Below are 19,475 nucleotides of genomic sequence, written 5' to 3' on the forward strand. Positions count from 1 at the left end.
TCATATATGAAATTTTTCCGCTTAGACTTATTGACCCTGTTAATAAGTCTTTTTATTTTGAATAGTTGTAAAAATCAGGATAGTGTTGGTTTGGGCGTGCAAGCCAGCCAGGTTAGCGGTTCGCTAACCGATACTGCCACAATTATTACCAATACGGTTGCAGAGGACTCTGTGGTAACATCAGGAACGCTGGGCAAAAACCCTTTGGCTTATTTTAATGATCCGATTTATGGATTAACTACGTCTGATCTTGCAACAGATCTTAACTTACCAGGTTCGGCTGCTTATACTTTACCAAGCGGAACAATTTTTGTTGACTCTGCCAGATTGGTAATGTATTATGCTGATGGGTTTTATGGAGATAAGCTTACGTCTAATTATACTGTAAATGTATATCAGTTAGGCGAAAATTTTAGTTCTTCAACAAGTTATTATAACACCAAAAGCTGGAAATTTGGCTCCACCTTATTGGGGTCATTGCAATTTACTCCAAAACCTACAGACTCAATTAAAATTACAAGTATTATTTCCGGGGCGCCAGATACACTTATAAAAGTGGCTCCGCAATTACGTATTCCAATTAGTACTTCATTTATTAATAATGACTTTTTTAATGCCGGAAGTTTAGCGCTGGGTTCAAATGCTATATTTACTAATTATATGAAAGGTTTATACCTTCAGCTAGATAGAAGTAAGACAACTGGCCCGGGTGGTATAATTATGTTCAAGGCGGCAGATTCACTGGCCATTTATTACAGGGCTGTAAACGGAACAACTATTGATACAGCAGTAATTTACCTTCCAATTACTAAAGTAGCAAGTTTTATACCCCATACGTCAGCAAATAGGAGTGCTGCTGTGCAAACTGAACTTAGTGATAGCACTACTTCAAGAGGAGTAGTTTACCTACAGGGACTTGGAGGCCTTCGTGCTAAGATTAGTTTCCCTCATTTACTGGCTAATATCAGAAGCGCTCTTGCAAAAAAAGATAGTGATATTGTTTTAAACAGGGCCGAATTGGTGATAACGGTAAACCCGGGTAGCAATGTTCCCTATGCTCCGTTGCCTCAAATAACCTTGTATAGGCTCGATTTGGCACATCAGCGTGCCTTAGTGCCAGATGCGAATTCTGCTGATCCCCGTTCTGGAGGAGCTGCTGTTTTTGGAGGAATTGCATCTAAGATCAATAATAGCAGTACTAATAATGTGCCACTTATACAATATCATTTTATCATAACAGCTTATTTGCAGGATCTGTTATCGGGTAAATTAGTTGACTATGGTACCTATATTGCGCCGGTTGATACATCAAGTACAACTAGTGGAACAACTTTAAGTTCTGCCAACTATTTGCCAACTTCACAGGCAAGTGCCAGAACAATGGCTATTGGTGGTGGTAACCTATCATCGCCGTATAGAATGAAATTGAATATTATTTATACTAAAATAAAAGGCACTATACCAAAGCAAAATTAGTTAGCATTTTATTAAAGATATTGAATCCGGAAGGTGCGCAATTTAAAGCATGTCTTCCGGATTTTTTTTTGCTATGATTTAAAAACGCACAAAATGAATAAGTACGGGGTACTTTTTAAAAAAATTTAATTAAAGGGTGCTTCCCAAATCGCTAGCCCTCAATGGCTAATCTTAGTATTTTTGTACGGTTTATAATATTTAACATTCTATTTATTTTATGTGCGGAATTGTAGGTTATATAGGTTTCAGGGATGCTTATCCAATTATAATAAAAGGGTTACACCGGTTAGAATATCGTGGATATGATAGTGCCGGTATTTCATTGTTTGACAAAGAACTAAAAGTTTATAAAAAAGCAGGTAAGGTAAGTGATCTTGAAAGTTTTGTAAAAGATATTGACCTTGGCGGAACTATGGGTATGGGGCATACCCGCTGGGCCACACATGGTGCTCCTAGTGATCGTAACTCGCATCCTCACTCATCAGGCGATCGTAAGCTGACTATTATTCATAACGGGATAATAGAAAACTACGGCATTATTAAAGAGACTTTAATAAGCAAGGGCCACGTTTTTAAAAGTGATACTGATACTGAGGTTTTAATACACCTTGTTGAGGATATCCAAAATGAAACAGGCTTAGATTTGCGCGAAGCTGTACGTGTAGCTTTAACTAAAGTTATTGGTGCATATGCCATTGTAATAATGAGTGCCGAAGAGCCCGACTTGTTAATTGCTGCGCGTAAAGGAAGCCCAATGGTTATTGGTGTTGGTAAAGGTGAGTATTTTATAGCCTCCGACGCTACTCCGATAGTTGAATATACCAAAAATGTTATCTACTTAAATGATAATGAGGTGGCCTACATTTGCCGGGAGAATTTGCTGATTAAAAATATTGATAATACTGTTCAAACTCCATATATACAGGAGCTGGACCTGAAGCTGGAAATGCTTGAAAAGGGCGGCTATGACCATTTTATGTTAAAGGAGATATATGAGCAGCCCCGGTCTATAAGAGATTGTATGCGTGGACGTATATATCCACAGCAGGGTAAAGTGCAGTTGGGTGGCATTAAAGAGTACACAGAGAAGCTTAAAAATATTGATCGCATTATAATTGTTGCCTGTGGTACCTCATGGCATGCAGGCCTGGTAGGCGAGTACCTGATTGAAGAATATGCACGTGTACCGGTTGAAGTTGAATATGCTTCAGAATTCAGGTATCGTAACCCCATTATTACTGAAAAGGATTTGGTTATTGCTATTTCACAATCAGGTGAAACAGCTGATACTATGGCTGCCATTGAACTGGCCAAAGAAAAAGGCGCAACCATTTTCGGAATCTGTAATGTAGTAGGTGCATCTATTCCACGTACCACGCATGCAGGAGTTTATACCCATGCGGGCCCTGAAATAGGAGTAGCATCAACCAAAGCATTTACCGCGCAGGTAACTGTTTTAACCTTAATGGCTTTTTATATTGCCCAGCAGAGAGGAACTATTACCCAAAGTAAATTGGTTGAGCATTTAACGGAGTTGAATAATATTCCGGAATTGGTTGAAAAGGCTTTAAAGTCAAATGATCATATCAAAAAAATTGCAGCTAAATTCAAAGATTCAGCTAACTGTCTGTTTTTAGGTAGGGGCAGCTCATTCCCTGTTGCGCTGGAGGGGGCGTTAAAGCTGAAAGAGATTTCATACATCCACGCTGAAGGTTATCCCGCTGCCGAAATGAAGCACGGCCCAATTGCTTTAATTGATGATGATATGCCAGTTGTGTTTATTGCCACTAAAGATTCATCATATGAAAAAGTGATCAGCAATATACAGGAAGTAAAAGCTCGTAAGGGGCACGTTATTGCTATTGTTACCGAAGGTGATACAGAAGTAAAAGGAATGGCTGATTTTGTAATAGAAATACCTCAAACAGATGAAGCCTTTGTGCCATTACTGGCTACTATTCCATTGCAGTTGCTGGCATACCATATTGCAGTAATGCGCGGGTGTAATGTTGATCAACCTCGTAACCTTGCAAAATCTGTAACGGTAGAATAGTTGAATCGGCATTAGGCATATGCAAAACATACTTTGTTTTGGCGACAGTTTAACAGCCGGTTACGGTTTACGTAATGCAGCAACAGAATCATTTCCGGCATTGATACAGCAAAAGATTAATGCCGGAAATTTAGCATATAACGTAATTAATGCAGGATTAAGCGGCGATACTTCAGCCGGTGGGCTAAGCCGGATTGATTATTGGCTAAGCCGCCCCATTGATGTTTTTATACTCGAACTGGGTATAAATGATATTATGCGTGGCGTGCATCCTCAAAATACATCAAAAAATCTGCAGGCAGTTATTGATAAGGTAAGAGCCAAAAACCCCGAGGTAAAAATGGCATTAATGGGAATGCAGATACCTCTTTTTATTCATTCTCCTTTTACTGCACAATTTAATTCTATGTACCCATCACTCGCCAACGCAAATCAAATGCTGTTGGTCCCTTTTTTTCTGCAAGGTGTTGCAGGGCAGGCTCATTTAAACCTTGCAGATCGTCTTCATCCATCAGCCGAAGGCTATAAAATTATTGCTGATAAAGTATGGTCTGTTATCCAAAGGTTAATAGTTTAAATTTCCTTAAGGCAAATTTTTTAATTTCTTATTTTTGTTTAGTAAATTCGTAACTAATTGTTTTAGAGTTGTTTTTTTATGTGTATCTATTTCTATAGGTTTCATTTATTCCCTGGTGTTTCTTTTTAATTAAAAAACTATTGCTTGTTGGTGTAACTCTCTAATAAAAATGGTCGTATACTAAAGTAGTAAATTATCTAAATCTCATTTTACCAGTAATATGCAAAAGGGATTAATTGCCGGATATTGGGAATGGGATATGAAAGGTGACTCGCCCTTTGATAACCCTGAGCTTATGAGCAGATTGGGTTATGAAAAATCTGTATTACAATCTTACCCGCTTTGGTGTGGCAAGATCTCCGATTATGATCTGAAATCCTTTCAAGAACAAATAAAGCTTCATATTGACAGCCACGCGGAGGTACCTTTTGCGCAGGAGTTATGCTTTTTATACCAACACAACAAACCCCAATATTTTTTATTTACAGGCAGGATTATTAAATGGAGTAAAAACAATAAACCATTAATGATGCTAGGTAGTTACGTCGATACTACCGACCAGCATGAAACAGAAAAAGAACTTGAAAAAGTCAGGGGCTTTTTAAATAAAACAAATCAGGCAGCTCTTATTGGTGGTTGGGAAATTGAAATGGATACGCAGCAGGTTACCTGGACTAACGGAATCAGACGCCTATTTGGCCTGCCCGATGATTTTGCTCCGCAAAAAGACAATTTTATCGGATTTTTTAAAGAAGGCGATCGCGAACAACTGAAACCAGCTTTTGAGTTAGCAATAAGTGAAGGAACACCTTATGACCTGGTATTAAAAATAATTAATACCAGTGGCGAGGAGGTATGGACGCGTACTGTGGGGCAGCCCGAATTTGAAAATGGGAAGTGCATACGGGTATACGGAACTTTTCAGGATATTACCAGGCAGAAGCTTGATGAAGAGAAGGTGATAATGAAGCGCAAACAGCTGGAAGCTTTTATCAGCGCCGCGCCCGCGGCTTTAGCGATGCTTGACCGCTCATATAATTACATTGCAGCTAGTAAAATATGGATGGCATCGTATAATATTGATGTAGCTGCTATCATCGGAAAAAATCACCTGGATGTGTTTCATGAAATATCTGACGAGTGGAAAGAATACATGCGCAGGTGTGTGCTGGGTGAATCTTTCAAAAAAGAGGAAGATCCTTTTATAAGACGCGATGGTAAACAGGAATGGCTAAGATGGGAAATAAAACCCTGGTACGAAGATCCCGGAAAAGTTGGAGGTATATTGTTATTTACCGACCTGATTACCGAACGGAAAAAGGTGAAGGAAGATTTAATAAAAGCCAAAGAAGAGGCAGAAGTTGCACTGCAGGCAAAATCAAGGTTTCTTTCAGTAATGAGCCATGAAATTCGTACCCCCATGAATGCAGTAATTGGTTTTAGTAATCTTTTGCTTGAAAACCCGAGGCCAGACCAGGAAGAGTATTTGAAGTTGTTGAAGTTTTCTGCAGATAATCTGATGATTATTATCAATGATATTTTAAGCCTTAGTAAGATTGATGAGGGAATGGTAAACCTGGAGGTGGTTGAGTTTAATTTAAAAGAACTGCTCGAAAATATCCGTTCCATAAACAAACAGGTTATTACCGAAAAAAATATTGGTCTTAAGTTATATTATGATAAAAAATTGCCCTTAACTATTAAAGGAGATACTGTACGGTTTGGGCAAATAATGACCAACCTGGTTAACAACGCCATTAAATTTACCCACTCCGGAGAGGTTTCCATGTTTGCAAAGCTGGTTGATGAGGGCAAGGAAAGCGTTAACGTATGTTTTGAGGTTAAGGATACAGGTATAGGTATACCCGAAGAAAAGCAGGATTATGTTTTTGAAATATTTACTCAGGCCAGCTCTGAAACCACACGCAAATTTGGTGGGATAGGATTGGGTTTGGCTATATGTAAGCGCTTGGTTGAAATGATGGGTGGTAACATAAAAATAAGGAGCAAGCCGGGAGAAGGCTCAACTTTTTATTTTACATTGAAGTTTAAAAAGGGTGAAGTGGTAAACGATGAAGCTGTTATCAATAGAATTAATGGTAGTAATGAATATAAATCCTCTGAAACACTAAAAGGATTAAGAGTGCTTTTAACGGAAGACAATGCCATAAATGTTTTGGTGGTAAAACGTTATTTACAACAGTGGGGAGTTGAATGCGATGTGGCCGAAAATGGACAGATTGCTGTACAAGCCATATGGGCTAAAGAATATGATTTGATACTGATGGACCTTCAGATGCCCATTATGGATGGCTATGAGGCTTCCAGGCAAATAAGAGCAATGGGAGGTAGCAAATATGCTTCCATACCTATTATTGCCATTACTGCCTCTTTGATAGAGGATATTAAACAATCTATACTGGCAAGCGGTATGAACTCATGGATCAGTAAGCCATTTAATCCTTCGGAGCTTTATGATATTGTTAAGAAATATTCAAGGGCCACTATTTCATAAAAACACTTTAACTTATTTATTAATAATCCTGAAGGTTAAATTTACCCGTTCAGCTAATGTTTTGGTTGATTTAGGGACCCGGTGTTCCCAATTATGCTGCATGTCACCTTTCATTAGTAATAACGAGCCATTTTCAAGGTCGATAGCATATTTGTGCTGATGATCGGTTTTATTCCGTACATCAAAACGGCGGACCTGCCCAAAACTCACCGATGCTATAACCGGATCAGTTCCCAGCTCATATTCATCATCGCTATGCCAAGCTACAGAATCATTGGCATTGCGGTAATAATTTAGCAGAACGGTATTGAAAACGACACTGCTTATTTTTTCTACCCGTTGCTTTATTTGCAGTAATTCATCAGTCCATGGTAGTGGATCAAATTTTGTACCCGAGAATGTATAGGAATGTCCTTTATCTCCATACCAGGCGGTTAGCCTGGGTGTAGCAACGTCTTTGCCATACATACTTATTATTTGCTGCTGCCAGGGAACAGAGCTGATAAATGTTTTTAAAAATGAATAGCTCTCATCGGTATTAAATATACCAGGGAAATATTCCATTAGCTCTGGTGGAAGTTTAGGTACTGGTGCAGCATTGCCGAATATATTGAATTGTTCCATTATAGATATGCAAAAATAGTTGGCATAATATCACCTTAAATTGGCACAATTACATAACAACATTATCAGGGTCGTTGTTTATTTTTGAGATAAAACCGAACTGTTATGGACAGCCAGCTTATACAACTATCAGAAACAAAGATAAAGCTCGATGTGAAAAGGGCCATGATGGATGGATCATATTTTGAAGATATTCGCGCAACGGATATAAAATAACAAACGCAAATTTAAGTGACCTGGAAATTGAAGGTGCCCAACTGGGTGGTGCTTATATCCATAATATAGGAATGCCACCCAAGGGGCATCCTCTTTACGACCCCGAAGTTAAACAAAGACCTTTAAAATTTGAAGATTGTGAATTAGGCGAAAGCACCATTACCAATTGCAACCTTACCGGTGTAAGTATTGATAAATGTGAGTTAAAGGGAATGAAAATTAACGGCATACTGGTTGAAGATCTGCTTAAGGCATATCATCGATAGAAAATGGCTATAGTCCGTTTTGATAAGCCAGTTTCATAAACTTTTTCACTTCATCGTTAATATCCTCCTTAAAATAGAGACGCAAGTGATGGTTAAAATCGTCGCTGCCGGGTACGGGTTTAATTTTATTGAAACACAGGTTATCATCATAAGCCTGTTTAAAAGGAAAAACCACGTCTACAAAATTCTTACCCAGTTGAATTACATAGGCAAACCGTGTTCGTGCTGCAAAGGAGATCATTGACTTTGCCGGATGAACGGTTATATTACCTATTTGCTGATATTCTGCAACGAGGTAATCAAAAAGCGCAACAGTGTGTTCACTTTTGCCGGTAAGAAAATCGGAAAGTATTTTATCCCTGCAGGAATGTACCTGATTGGTATTTACAAATTCCTGGTTACATAGGGAGCAGATCCACATGGAGCGTATTGATTAGCAATTAGTTTGGATAGTACAAATATACTTCTAAAAGGATTATCAATAAAAAAGCGTTCCGTATCTCACTCCGGAACGCTTTTCAATTAAATTTCAGATCACATGTTTAGCAGGCGCTAAATTCTTTTAGTAATAATGACAGTATTATTTATTCTGTTTTTAAACTGTTAATAGGATTTGTCAATGCCGCTTTAATACTTTGATAGCTAACCGTTAGCAAGGTAATAATGATGGCCCCAAAGGCAGTAGCTGCAAATACCCACCACGATAGTTCAACATGGAAGTTATAGGTCTGTAGCCAGCTATGCATAAAATACCAGGCTGTTGGGATGGCAATTAGGAGTGATATAATAACCAGTTTTACAAAATCGGCAGATAGTAGTGTCCATAAGCCTAAAACAGTTGCTCCTAATACTTTGCGTACACCGATTTCTTTAGTGCGTTGCTCTGCCATAAATGATGCCATGCCGAACAATCCAATGCAGCTGATAAAAATAGCCAGGCTGGCAAATATGCTGGCAAGCTTTCCGATATATTCTTCATCGGCAAATTTTTTAGTGTATTCATCATCCGCAAAATGGTAAGCGAACGGAACCGACGGGGAATATGTTTTGCAGATAGCTTCAATTTTGGTAAGTGCATTATGTGCGCTTACTTTGGGATTTATCCTGAGCATTAAAAAGTTACCGGCATCTTTACTTATATAATAAATGGTTTGTTTCGCCGGATCATACGGTGAATCCATAACTATATTTTTTACAACGCCAATAACCCGGTAGTCTTTGTTATTCCAGATCTTTACTATCTCACCAACCGGATTTTTAAGCCCCATATATTGAACTGCAGCTTCATTTAATATAATCCCGCTTGAATCAGTAAGGTATGCGCTTGAAAAATCCCGCCCATCATTAAATTGCCACCCTACAGTTTTGCCATATTCTGGTGAAACACCAACCATTGCAAAATCATCAGACATGTCCGGATCTTTTCCTTTCCATTTAAGCCCGCGCATATTGTCGCTATGGTCCGTTACCGGGTCAGATGATTCTGCAACTTCTGTTACCACACCAGCGTTAAGCATATTGGCCCTCATTGCTTTAAATTGTTTATGCAAATCGTTGGTGGTCATTTCAATATTAACCAGCCCATCGCGACTATAGCCAACCGGACGGTTTTTAGCAAATTGTATTTGTTTAAAAACAATAATAGTACCTATTATCAGCACCGCAGAAACAGAGAACTGCAGCACTACTAAAACCTTGCGTGGTAATGCCGCAAAACGACCGGCCTTGAAACTGCCCTTTAAAACCTTTACCGGTTGAAACGATGAAAGATACAATGCTGGGTAGCTCCCTGCAATTACGCCTGTAAAAAGGCTGAAGCTTATACCGATAATCCAAAACGCAGGATTGGTCCATAAAATCACTATACTTTTATTAGCTATTTCATTAAAGAAAGGGAGTGTAAGTTTAACAGCGAATAATGCAATGACAAAGGCAAAAACTGCTACCATTAAAGATTCGCCATAAAACTGCTTGATTAACTGTCTGCGCCCTGAGCCAATGGCTTTGCGGATGCCGACTTCTTTTGCTCGCTTTTCGCTCCGGGCAGTACTCAGGTTCATGAAATTGATGCAAGCCAGTAGCAGCACAAATAAGCCTATCATGCCAAACAGCCAAACGTATTGAATTTTCCCACCGGTGTTAATACCGTTTTTAAATTGAGCATACAAATGCCATTTGTTCATGGGCTGAAGAAACAGTTGTGGCTTATATTTAAGATCGCTTTTATCGATATGGTTCAATTTAATATTTCTGATTTTTTCAGAAATACGGGCCATGTTGGCATGTTCTGCTAATTGTACAAACAGCTGTGCATCGTTTTCGCCCCAGTCGGTAAGGTTGCTTTTTGATAAAATATTTGTAGTGTAATATTCCCAGGATCCGATAAAATATATCTCACGCTGATGAAGAGTTGTGTTTTCAGGAAGATCACTGTATACTCCGATAACTTTTAAACCGTTTTTGCCATCTAATTTTATTATTTTATTTATCGGATCTGCATCACCAAAAAGTTTTTTTGATAGCGAATTAGAAAGCAATACAGATGAAGGATCGGCAAGGCCTGTTCCTGTGCCTTTTATCATTTTTAAGGTAAACATGCTAGGGGCATCAGCCTCCATAAAACTACCGGAACTGGTAATCTTCTTTTCCCCGACGCTTAACGTATGACTTGCCGACCATGACGACATTACAATTGCCTTGAAGTCGTTATGGTAATTTTTATGCAGTTCTGCTCCTAAAGGCAACGGGATTACTTTGTATGTGCTCGCAGTGCCGTTAGAGGTGAGATTTTGCATCACCTGAGCTATATTGTCGTAGTTTTGATGATATTTATTAAAAGACAGCTCATCCCAAATCCATAACCCAATCAGCATGGCTACTGACATGCCAACGGCCAGTCCGCCGATATTGATGAAAGAAGAGGCCCTGTTTTTAATAAGGTTTCTCCAGGCAATTTTTAAATAGTTTTTTATCATGATTGGTTCAATTGTTCATTAGTGTCATTAGGTCATTTTGATCTTTTCCGGACAGAAAATTACTCCGTTTTTAAACTTTTTACAGGATTTGCCAATGCAGCCTTGATACTCTGATAGCTAACGGTTAGTAAAGTAACGGTAATTGCTCCGGCAGCCGTCAAGGCAAATATCCACCAGGATAGTTCAGTATGGAAGTTATAGTTCTGCAGCCAGCCATGCATAAAGTAATAAGCCGTTGGTATCGCAATAAGCAACGATATGATGACCAGTTTTACGAAGTCTTTTGATAATAGAGTCCAAAGTCCAATTACGGATGCACCAAGTACTTTGCGGACGCCAATTTCTTTTATGCGTTGCTCGGCCATAAAGGACGCCATTCCGAACAGACCTATACAGCTGATAAATATGGCCAGGATAGCAAAGAAGTTTGCCAGTTTACCGATTCGCTCCTCATCGCTGAATTTATGAGCATATTGCTCGTCAATAAATTTGTAATCAAATGGCTGTGCCGGGTTATATTTTTTGAATACCGATTCTATTTTACCTAAAGCCACGTGCGCGCTCATTGCCGGATTTATCCTGATATTAACAACAGGTTGAGTGGTTGGATCCATGATAAAAACCGTGCGCGAAACAGGCTCATAAGGTGATTGCATTACCATATCCTTAATTACGCCTACTATTTTGCGTGGCTTGCCATCTTCCATCAATGTTTCACCAACAGGGTGTTTTAAACCTGTGAATTTTACCGCAGCTTCGTTCATAATAACGGCAGATGAATCTTTAAAATCCTTCGAAAAATCACGTCCTTCTTTTATTTGCCAGCCAATTGTTTTCCCAAAATCATTGGATACCCAAACTACACCGAAGTCGCCTTGCAGGGAAGGATCTTTGCCTCTCCATTCAAAGCCATTATCAAACTCATTAACATAAGTAGCGGGGCTGGTCGACTCGGCTAATTGCGTAACAGCGCCTGAACTTTTTAATTCGTTGCTAATGGCATCGAAGTTTTTGTGAACATCTTCGGTTACTATGTTGATGGCGATGAGCCCATCACGACTATAGCCAACCGGGCGGTTCTTGGCGAATTGAATTTGCCTGAAAACTACAATAGTGCCAATAATGAGAATCACAGAAACAGTAAACTGTAATACCACCAGTACCTTACGGGGAACAGAGGCCAGTTTACCTACGCGGAAAGTGCCTTTAAGTACTTTAACAGGATTGAACGATGATAAATAAAGGGCCGGATAGCTCCCGGCAATTATCCCCGTAAATAAGCTGAAGAAAATACCAATCACCCAGAATACGGGATTAGCCCAAAGGATACCGATCTTTTTGTTGGCCACTTCATTAAATTCGGGAATTGCAATTTGTACCAGTAAGAGCGATAAAAAGAAAGCAAATAGTGCTACTAATAATGATTCGCTAAAGAATTGAGCTATCAACTGGCTGCGTACAGAGCCGATAGCTTTGCGGATGCCTACCTCTTTTGCCCGTTTTTCGCTTCGGGCTGTACTCAGATTCATAAAATTGATGCAGGCCAGCAGCAAAACAAAGAAACCGATGATGCCAAACAACCATACAAACTCAATACGGCCGCCTGTGTTTATACCATTTTTAAACCCTGAGTACAAATGCCATCTGCTCATAGGATGAAGAAAAACCACCGGCTTAAATGCTGCATCCGCTGCCTTAACCCTGTGCAGTTTGGAATCTTTTATTTTTGCCGAAACCTGGTTCATGTTGGCATTATCAGCAATCTGAACATAGCACTGGAAAGAGTTATTACGCCATGGATTGGTGGTTTTTTCCTGCCATAGGTTATTATCGATATACAAATTCCATGTAGCTATAAAAGTGAGGTTGTTGAAATCTGAATTATAGGGTAGATCCTCGTAAATGCCGGTTACGGTTACGTTAAATTTGTTATCGATCTTGATTTGTTTGTTTATAGGATCGGCATCACCAAATAACGCTTTTGCAGTTGATGCTGAAAGAATAATGGCGTGATTATCCTGCAATGCGGCATGTGTGCCCTTAAGCATTTTTAGCGAAAGCATATCAGTTACCTGTGGCTCAAAATAGTTGCCGCTTTTGGTGATTTTCTTTTCACCAAAGGTTAAGATATGCCCGTCGGTCCAGCTGCACATGGTTACGTATTTAAAGTTATTGCCATAAGCGCCTTTGAGTTCATTACCAATTAAATAGGGCAGGGAGGTTTGAGTTTCCACATCTCCATTAAAAGTTTGATGTTGCATTACCTGAGCAATGTTGCTGTAATTATCAAAATTTTTATTGAACGATAATTCGTCATAAACCCAAAGGCCAATCAGTATGGCTACTGCCATGCCAACAGACAAGCCAATGATATTAATAAACGAATGCATCTTGTTTTTAACAAGATTGCGCCAGGCAATTTTAAAATAGTTCTTTATCATGATTTGTTCATTACTTCATTAGTCATTGGTGTCATTTATCATTTGATCTTTCCAATTTGGTCATTTCACTTTATTCTGCTTTTAGGCTTTTAACAGGGTTCATCAATGCGGCTTTAACAGATTGAAAGCTTACCGTTAACAACGCTATGGTTAAGGCAACACATCCGGCCAGAACAAATACCCACCATTGAATACTACTGTGGTAAACAAAGCCCTGTAGCCATTTATTCATGGCCCACCAGGCTATGGGTGAGGCAATAAGGATGGCCAGTATCACCAATTTTACAAAATCGATTGATAAAAGTGTGGTAATACCGCTAACAGTTGCACCAAGCACTTTACGGATACCGATCTCCTTGCTTCGTTGCTCTGCCATAAACGCGGATAGGGCAAATAAACCCAAACAAGCAATAATAATAGCCAGCACTGCGCAGGTAGTGAAAATGTGCCCCATTCTTTGTACATCGGCATACATGTTGGCATAGCTTTCATCCATAAATGTATAGCGGATAGGTTGGTTGGGCGAAAAACTTTTCCATGTTGCAGTGATGGCCTGTAATGTGGCTTTCATGTTGGAGGTGTTTACTTTTACCGTTACGATGGATGGGCTAAGGCCAAGATGAAGTACAAGCGGGCCAATCTGATCGTGCATGGTTTCAAAATGGAAATCCTGAACAACACCAACAACCATAAAAGTGGCGCCATTGGTGATTTTTTTGCCAACCGGATTCTTAAGGTTTAATTTTTTCGCCATCGTTTGGTTAATAATGATCGATCCGGCATATGGTGTATCGGCCGACATGGCGTAAGAAAGATTCCTGCCTTCAACAAGCTTAATGCCCATGGTTTTCAAATAGGTATCGTCAACTATCCAAAACTGGCCACCAACACCCGACTCAGTTTTTGTTTTGCCATCGTTAAAAAAGGTATTGCCATTACGTTTGGTGCCTGATATAGGCAGATAATCACTTATAGATACACTTTTTACTGAACCCAGTTTTAACAGTTCATTCTTAAAGCTTTTTACATTGGCATCGCCAAGTGTATTGGCCCCTTGTATCACTAACACCTGGTCTTTATCAAACCCAACCTTTTTATTTAGGATATATTGCATTTGGTTGTAGATAACAAAGGTGCTGATGATAAGTATGATAGATGTAGCGAATTGAAACACTACCAGCGTATTCCTTAATGCCGAACTTTTGCTGCCATTACTTATTGATCCTTTTAAAACCTGTGCCGGTTTAAATCCCGATAGGTAAAATGCTGGGTATAAACCTGCAAGAATACCAATAATAAACGCAGATACAAGCATTGAGGGAATGAGCCACCATGCACTCCATGGAATGGTTAAAGATTTGGAAGCGAGAATATTAAAATAAGGCAAAAGTATCCAGGCCAAAAGCATTCCCAGTATAAAAGAAAAGAAACTGTATAATAATGACTCAGCCAGAAATTGGTTAATAAGACTGCTGCGATAAGAGCCTATGACTTTGCGTAAACCTACTTCTTTTGCCCTGTTAGCAGATTTTGCGGTTGATAGATTGATGAAATTAATGCAGGCCAGCAACAAGATAAACCCTGCTACGGCTCCAAATAACCAAATGAAACGAATATCACCATGCGATAATCCGTCCTCAATATCGTACGAATAGAGGTTAATGTCGGTTACGGGCTGAGCATGTAGAGAAAAGTTTTTTGCTGCTGTAGTGGCGCCTTTAACGCCTTGTTTTATCATAAGTGGCAGCAGATAATTATTAATAATATCGTCCGATAGCTTTTTCTCAAACCGGGCCACATTGGTTCCTTTGTGTAGTAAAACATAATCGGGATAGTTGTAATTACCCCAGTTGTTTTGCTCACCGGTACCAAACTCCATACCTGATAGTGTTAACAGGAAATCATATTGCAAGTGCGATGTTTCTGGAAAATTCTCCATTACACCGCCAATACGGTAAGGTTTTGTTTTATCGTTATTTAAATACATCACCTTACCCACCGGGTTTTGCCCAGGGAAATATTTGTCAGCTTTCTTTTTTGATATCACCATGGTAAGCGGTTCACTCAGGGCATGCGAACGATTCCCGTAAACCATGGGCAACTTTAAAATGTCGAGCATGTTTTGGTCGGCATAGGTAATGCCGTCTTCGTAAGTATTCTCGGCTTTGTCGGCACGTCTTATCTCGGCACTACCTGCACCCATTAGGCTGTTAGGCATTAAATGGCCTGATAACTCAACTTCTGGTAAATCAGCCTTTATCGTTTTGGCCAGTGGGGCGGGCCAGTCGGTTCCTTTTTCAATGGTGCCATTGTTTTTATATTCGCCAACAATACGGTAAATTCTACCAGTATCCGGGTATGATTTATCATAACTCAGCTCATTACGGATGTATAAAGCAATAAGCAAACAGGCCGCAATGCTAAATGCAAAGCCGCCAATTTTAATAGCCGCATACATTTTTTGTTTTTGCAGCTGCCTCAAAGCAATTTTGAAATAGTTCTTTATCATGGCTAGTATGTTAGTTCAATGGTTCATTTGTTTACTGATATATGGCCTGATCATCGGGGTATAGAATCAACTGGATATTTTTTTAGCGAACATCCGGCTATTATAGGTCAATTTAAATATTATGAATGTGAATAATATTCGTGCCTTTATTTTAACTTTTTGATTTATAAGTAATTATGTTTGTTTTCGGGGTGCTTGAATGTGCATATCCGAACAGCAGGTGTTCGGTTTTGTTACAATGTTGTAATTGGTTGATAGGGCATCATTTTAAAATTAGTAATGCTTATTTTCAAAACTTTAATAGATTTGACACAGTAAACCACCATACCTGGATTAATTCCATATTTAATCATCATGAAAAAAAAATTATTTAGTGCTCCAATTATTTTTGCGGCCTTAATTTTTGCAGCAAAAAGCGCTGATGCACAGCAGGCTGTACCTTATACTGTTAAAGATAAAACAGTAAAAGTATACCTTACTGCTAAAAATACCGACCAAAGGATCACCCAAACCGAAACCCTTCATTTTGTTGATAAACCTCAACCTGGAGAAACAGAAGTATCTGTATTTGTTGATCCATCCAAAAAGTTTCAAACTATGCTGGGAATCGGTGCTGCTTTAACTGATGCTGCTGCCGAAACATTTTACAAGTTGCCAAAAGATAAACAAAAGGAATTTATGACCGCCTATTTCGACAAGGAAAAAGGCATTGGTTATACTTTGGCGCGTACCCATATTCAAAGCTGCGATTTTTCGAGCGAGAGCTACAGCTATGTAAAAGATGGTGACGTTGCTTTAAAAACATTTGATGTAAGCCATGATGAAAAATATCGTATCCCTTTTATAAAAGAAGCAATAGCTGCTGCGGGTGGTAAATTAAATATGTTTGTAACCCCATGGAGCCCACCGGGCTGGATGAAAAGCAATAATGATGTTTTGCATGGCGGTAAACTGCTGGCTAAATACGATCAGAGCTGGGCAAACTTCTACGTGAAGTTTATTAAAACCTATGAAAAATTAGGTATGCCTATATGGGGATTATCAGTGCAGAACGAACCAATGGCTACGCAATCTTGGGAATCATGTCTGTATACTGCCGAGGATGAGCGCGATTTTATTAAGAACTTTTTAGGCCCAACATTGGTAAAATCGGGCTTAGGTAATAAGAAACTATTTGTTTGGGATCATAACCGAGATTTAATTTATCAGCGTGCAAGTACTATTCTTGAGGATCCACAGGCGGCCAAATACATATGGGGCGTTGGTTTCCACTGGTATGAAACATGGACAGGTGCCGGTATGAACTTTGAAAGTACCAGGCGTGTTGCAGAAGCATTCCCTGATAAACACCTATTGTTTACTGAAGGCTGTGTTGAAAAATTTGATTTTAACCGCCTGAACGATTGGGCACTTGGTGAGCGCTATGGCACATCAATGATTAATGATTTTAATGCCGGTACCGTAGGCTGGACCGACTGGAATATTTTGCTGGACGAAAATGGTGGACCTAACCACGTGGGGAACTATTGCTTTGCCCCGGTACATGCCGATACCCGCAACGGTAGTTTGATTTATACCAACTCTTACTATTATATGGGCCATTTTTCTAAATTCATCCATCCGGGAGCAAAACGCATTATCAGTAATGCAAGCAGAGATAAGCTGTTAACTACTGCCTATATCAATCCTGATGGTAAGCTGGCTGTAGTGATAATGAATAAAACTGATGATAATATTGACTACTATCTTTGGATAAAAGGTAAGGCTGCAAAAACAACCAGCCCTGCACATTCTATTGCTACATTGGTAGTTGAGTAACTCGAAAATAAAAAAGAAACAAAAAATGCCGTGGCTTATAAAGCCACGGCATTTTTTGTTATGGGGAATTATATTATTTGTAAACTAATTAATTTACCACCAAAGAAATGGTCTTGCTGGCGCCAAATACCATTTTTGCTGACGGATCAGTTGGTTTGGTATTCCAAAGGCATTCTCTAACAGTCATGTTCATGGTTTGAGTGTCAATTGATATCAGGTGAAATGATAGTTTGGTTTCATCCTTTGCTGAAAATTTACCCTTCATAGGCGAATCAACTCTGAAAATAGGTAGCGCTACATCATTATCTGGCCCTGTATAAGTATAAAACTCGTTCCAATTAGAGTTACCGTGTAAATAGGCTTTAATATTTGGATGCGCTTTCAGAAACTTCACAAATCCTCGTTGTTCAATGGCTGTGGAGCCATCATCCTCCGACGCTGATTTTCCTTCTTTGTAATATTCGGCTGTAAGGTTTTCAAACTTGTTTTCAATCGTCATGTTATGCGGAGGGATAGGGTTGGTGAAATGTTTGGCCTCGCAAGTTGGCTGATCATGACAAACAATAATCACAGGAGTAGTTTTAGCCACGGCGGCTAAATCCTTTTCCATCCAGATTCTTTCGGCAGAATCGGCCCAAAGGGTAATAAACATAAAGTGGATACCTTTTATATCTCTGGAGTAATTGATCTTATCGGTAGCATAATTGTAAACATCGTTGGTTATTGGTTTTGTTGGTTTCAGCATCAGGTTATAAATTTTAACCATTGATGTTGGGTCGGTAAGCGGTTTCATCGGCTTGGAATAACCAATGGCGTTGGAGATATCATGATTGCCCGGAACTATAAGAAATTTAATAGGCGCACCGTTATTACTCTTTAGTTTTAGGCCGCCCATATAAGTTGTTTCAAACTGCGCCCATGATGCAGCGGCGCTTTGTATTGGTATTTCCATCCGGTTGGCTATATCGCCCCCTTCTATTAAATAGTCGATGCCATTAATGGTTTGGCCGGCTTCAACACCCCCATCAGAGGGAAGTGATTGTCCGGGCAGGGCATTCATCTGGCGAACCATGGCAGCATTTACAATAGGCGATTTTACATTCGAGTCGCCGCGGAATGCTTTGCGGGTTATGCCAAAGTGAGCATCAGAAGTAAACAGTATCTCAACATCTGCTGATGGCTTAGCCTGGCAAAAAGACTTAACAGGAATTAAGATAAAAATAGAACAGCTAATTAAAAGAAGTGATTTTAAATAGCTGGATGGTTTTGAAGGAGACATAGGGGCGTTTTAATTTATTGAGCGCAAATGTACAGCACCCAATACAAGGTTATGTTAAGTTGGGGTTAACAAAAGGTTAGGTAAGTGTATCGATTTTGTGGCAATTGCTTTTAAATCTATCTTTTACATAACTGCGGAATTAATTAACTTTGATTATACCAAACCTGTAAGAATTATGGCTAAGTTTTTTGAAAATATTGAAGACAGGCATGCCGAATTCATTGAAAAACAACATATGTTTTTCGTAGCAAGTGCTCCTTTAAGAGCTGATGGGCATGTAAATCTTTCGCCAAAGGGATCAGATAGTTTCAGGATACTTTCGCCCAATAAAGTAGCCTACATGGATATTATAGGCAGCGGGAACGAGACGTCAGCTCACCTCCTTGAAAATGGACGCATTACTTTTATGTTTTGTGCATTTGATGGTCCACCGAATATTTTGCGTTTATACGGACACGGTTACACCATTTTACCCGGTGATGCGGAATGGGACGAGCTTTCCATTCATTTTAAACTGGTACTGGCTACCCGTCAAATTATAGTGGTTGATGTGGATATGGTACAAACTTCCTGTGGTTTCAGTGTACCGTATTACAGCTATGAGGGAGAAAGGGATCATGCCGAAAAATGGGCGCTGAATAAAGGTGAAGATGGGTTGGAGAGTTACAAAGCTGAAAAGAACAGGGTTAGTTTAGATGGCTTGCCTACTGCGATGTTTTAGTTGGT

General features: G+C 39.4%; 13 protein-coding genes. 7 read left to right on the top strand and 6 right to left on the bottom strand.

All coding sequences use genetic code 11. From position 1 onward, the window contains the following. The first annotated feature begins 6 nt into the window (after window positions 1-6). The 4 genes from JN11_RS14745 to JN11_RS14760 all read left to right on the top strand — a co-directional run bounded on the left by JN11_RS14745 (window position 7) and on the right by JN11_RS14760 (window position 6,621). Window positions 7-1,476, top strand: coding sequence for a DUF4270 family protein (locus JN11_RS14745; RefSeq protein WP_144913774.1), 1,470 nt, complete (start codon window positions 7-9; stop codon window positions 1,474-1,476). A 217-nt stretch (window positions 1,477-1,693) separates the two neighbouring features. Beyond that, a complete protein-coding gene (glmS, locus tag JN11_RS14750) occupies window positions 1,694-3,529 on the top strand; it encodes a glutamine--fructose-6-phosphate transaminase (isomerizing) (RefSeq protein WP_144913776.1) in 1,836 nt (611 codons plus the stop codon). Between the two features lie 19 nt (window positions 3,530-3,548). Beyond that, complete coding sequence (locus tag JN11_RS14755) at window positions 3,549-4,106, top strand: arylesterase (RefSeq protein WP_144913778.1); 558 nt, start codon at window positions 3,549-3,551, stop codon at window positions 4,104-4,106. Window positions 4,107-4,326: 220 nt separating this feature from the next. Next, on the top strand, window positions 4,327-6,621 hold the full coding sequence (locus JN11_RS14760) for a PAS domain-containing hybrid sensor histidine kinase/response regulator (RefSeq protein ID WP_144913779.1): 2,295 nt from the start codon (window positions 4,327-4,329) through the stop codon (window positions 6,619-6,621). A 12-nt stretch (window positions 6,622-6,633) separates the two neighbouring features. Here the strand turns inward: JN11_RS14760 and JN11_RS14765 are convergent, their stop codons facing one another. Continuing rightward, a complete protein-coding gene (locus JN11_RS14765; protein ID WP_144913781.1) occupies window positions 6,634-7,245 on the bottom strand; it encodes an alpha-ketoglutarate-dependent dioxygenase AlkB family protein in 612 nt (203 codons plus the stop codon). A gap of 287 nt (window positions 7,246-7,532) precedes the next feature. On the opposite strand from JN11_RS14765, the gene JN11_RS14770 reads away from it, so the two are divergent. Then, entirely contained in the window at window positions 7,533-7,727 is a 195-nt protein-coding gene (locus tag JN11_RS14770) for a hypothetical protein (RefSeq protein WP_144913783.1), read from the top strand. Window positions 7,728-7,734: 7 nt separating this feature from the next. On the opposite strand, the gene JN11_RS14775 is transcribed toward JN11_RS14770, so the two are convergent. The 4 genes from JN11_RS14775 to JN11_RS14790 form a co-directional block, all read right to left on the bottom strand. Then, a complete protein-coding gene (locus JN11_RS14775; protein WP_246139016.1) occupies window positions 7,735-8,148 on the bottom strand; it encodes a DUF5655 domain-containing protein in 414 nt (137 codons plus the stop codon). Window positions 8,149-8,311: 163 nt separating this feature from the next. After that, window positions 8,312-10,702 (bottom strand): ABC transporter permease, encoded by a 2,391-nt coding sequence (locus JN11_RS14780; protein ID WP_144913784.1) that lies wholly within the window; start codon window positions 10,700-10,702, stop codon window positions 8,312-8,314. A 59-nt stretch (window positions 10,703-10,761) separates the two neighbouring features. Continuing rightward, complete coding sequence (locus tag JN11_RS14785; RefSeq protein ID WP_144913786.1) at window positions 10,762-13,143, bottom strand: ABC transporter permease; 2,382 nt, start codon at window positions 13,141-13,143, stop codon at window positions 10,762-10,764. A gap of 70 nt (window positions 13,144-13,213) precedes the next feature. Next, window positions 13,214-15,652, bottom strand: coding sequence for an ABC transporter permease (locus JN11_RS14790; RefSeq protein WP_144913787.1), 2,439 nt, complete (start codon window positions 15,650-15,652; stop codon window positions 13,214-13,216). A gap of 354 nt (window positions 15,653-16,006) precedes the next feature. Between JN11_RS14790 and JN11_RS14795 the strand changes: the two genes are divergently transcribed. Continuing rightward, the gene (locus JN11_RS14795; protein ID WP_144913789.1) at window positions 16,007-17,470 is read left to right on the top strand and encodes a glycoside hydrolase family 30 protein; all 1,464 of its coding nucleotides are present in this window, start codon (window positions 16,007-16,009) and stop codon (window positions 17,468-17,470) included. An 88-nt stretch (window positions 17,471-17,558) separates the two neighbouring features. Here JN11_RS14795 and JN11_RS14800 read toward each other — a convergent pair whose 3' ends face one another. Next, complete coding sequence (locus JN11_RS14800; RefSeq protein ID WP_144913790.1) at window positions 17,559-18,749, bottom strand: metallophosphoesterase family protein; 1,191 nt, start codon at window positions 18,747-18,749, stop codon at window positions 17,559-17,561. A 175-nt stretch (window positions 18,750-18,924) separates the two neighbouring features. Here JN11_RS14800 and JN11_RS14805 point away from each other — a divergent pair, with 175 nt between their 5' ends. After that, entirely contained in the window at window positions 18,925-19,470 is a 546-nt protein-coding gene (locus tag JN11_RS14805; protein WP_144913792.1) for a pyridoxamine 5'-phosphate oxidase family protein, read from the top strand. Window positions 19,471-19,475 lie beyond the last annotated feature (5 nt).

Origin of the sequence: Mucilaginibacter frigoritolerans (assembly GCF_007830615.1) — a bacterium.
Lineage (GTDB): Bacteria > Bacteroidota > Bacteroidia > Sphingobacteriales > Sphingobacteriaceae > Mucilaginibacter > Mucilaginibacter frigoritolerans.

What these genes read in the sequence shown, in the direction of transcription:
- JN11_RS14795 (WP_144913789.1), top strand. Translation starts at nt 16,007, where the DNA reads ATGAAAAAAAAATTATTTAGTGCTCCAATTATTTTTGCGGCCTTAATT.
- glmS (WP_144913776.1), top strand. Translation starts at nt 1,694, where the DNA reads ATGTGCGGAATTGTAGGTTATATAGGTTTCAGGGATGCTTATCCAATT.
- JN11_RS14760 (WP_144913779.1), top strand. Translation starts at nt 4,327, where the DNA reads ATGCAAAAGGGATTAATTGCCGGATATTGGGAATGGGATATGAAAGGT.
- JN11_RS14775 (WP_246139016.1), bottom strand. Translation starts at nt 8,148, where the DNA reads ATGTGGATCTGCTCCCTATGTAACCAGGAATTTGTAAATACCAATCAG.
- JN11_RS14800 (WP_144913790.1), bottom strand. Translation starts at nt 18,749, where the DNA reads ATGTCTCCTTCAAAACCATCCAGCTATTTAAAATCACTTCTTTTAATT.
- JN11_RS14765 (WP_144913781.1), bottom strand. Translation starts at nt 7,245, where the DNA reads ATGGAACAATTCAATATATTCGGCAATGCTGCACCAGTACCTAAACTT.
- JN11_RS14805 (WP_144913792.1), top strand. Translation starts at nt 18,925, where the DNA reads ATGGCTAAGTTTTTTGAAAATATTGAAGACAGGCATGCCGAATTCATT.
- JN11_RS14785 (WP_144913786.1), bottom strand. Translation starts at nt 13,143, where the DNA reads ATGATAAAGAACTATTTTAAAATTGCCTGGCGCAATCTTGTTAAAAAC.
- JN11_RS14770 (WP_144913783.1), top strand. Translation starts at nt 7,533, where the DNA reads ATGCCACCCAAGGGGCATCCTCTTTACGACCCCGAAGTTAAACAAAGA.
- JN11_RS14790 (WP_144913787.1), bottom strand. Translation starts at nt 15,652, where the DNA reads ATGATAAAGAACTATTTCAAAATTGCTTTGAGGCAGCTGCAAAAACAA.
- JN11_RS14780 (WP_144913784.1), bottom strand. Translation starts at nt 10,702, where the DNA reads ATGATAAAAAACTATTTAAAAATTGCCTGGAGAAACCTTATTAAAAAC.
- JN11_RS14745 (WP_144913774.1), top strand. Translation starts at nt 7, where the DNA reads ATGAAATTTTTCCGCTTAGACTTATTGACCCTGTTAATAAGTCTTTTT.
- JN11_RS14755 (WP_144913778.1), top strand. Translation starts at nt 3,549, where the DNA reads ATGCAAAACATACTTTGTTTTGGCGACAGTTTAACAGCCGGTTACGGT.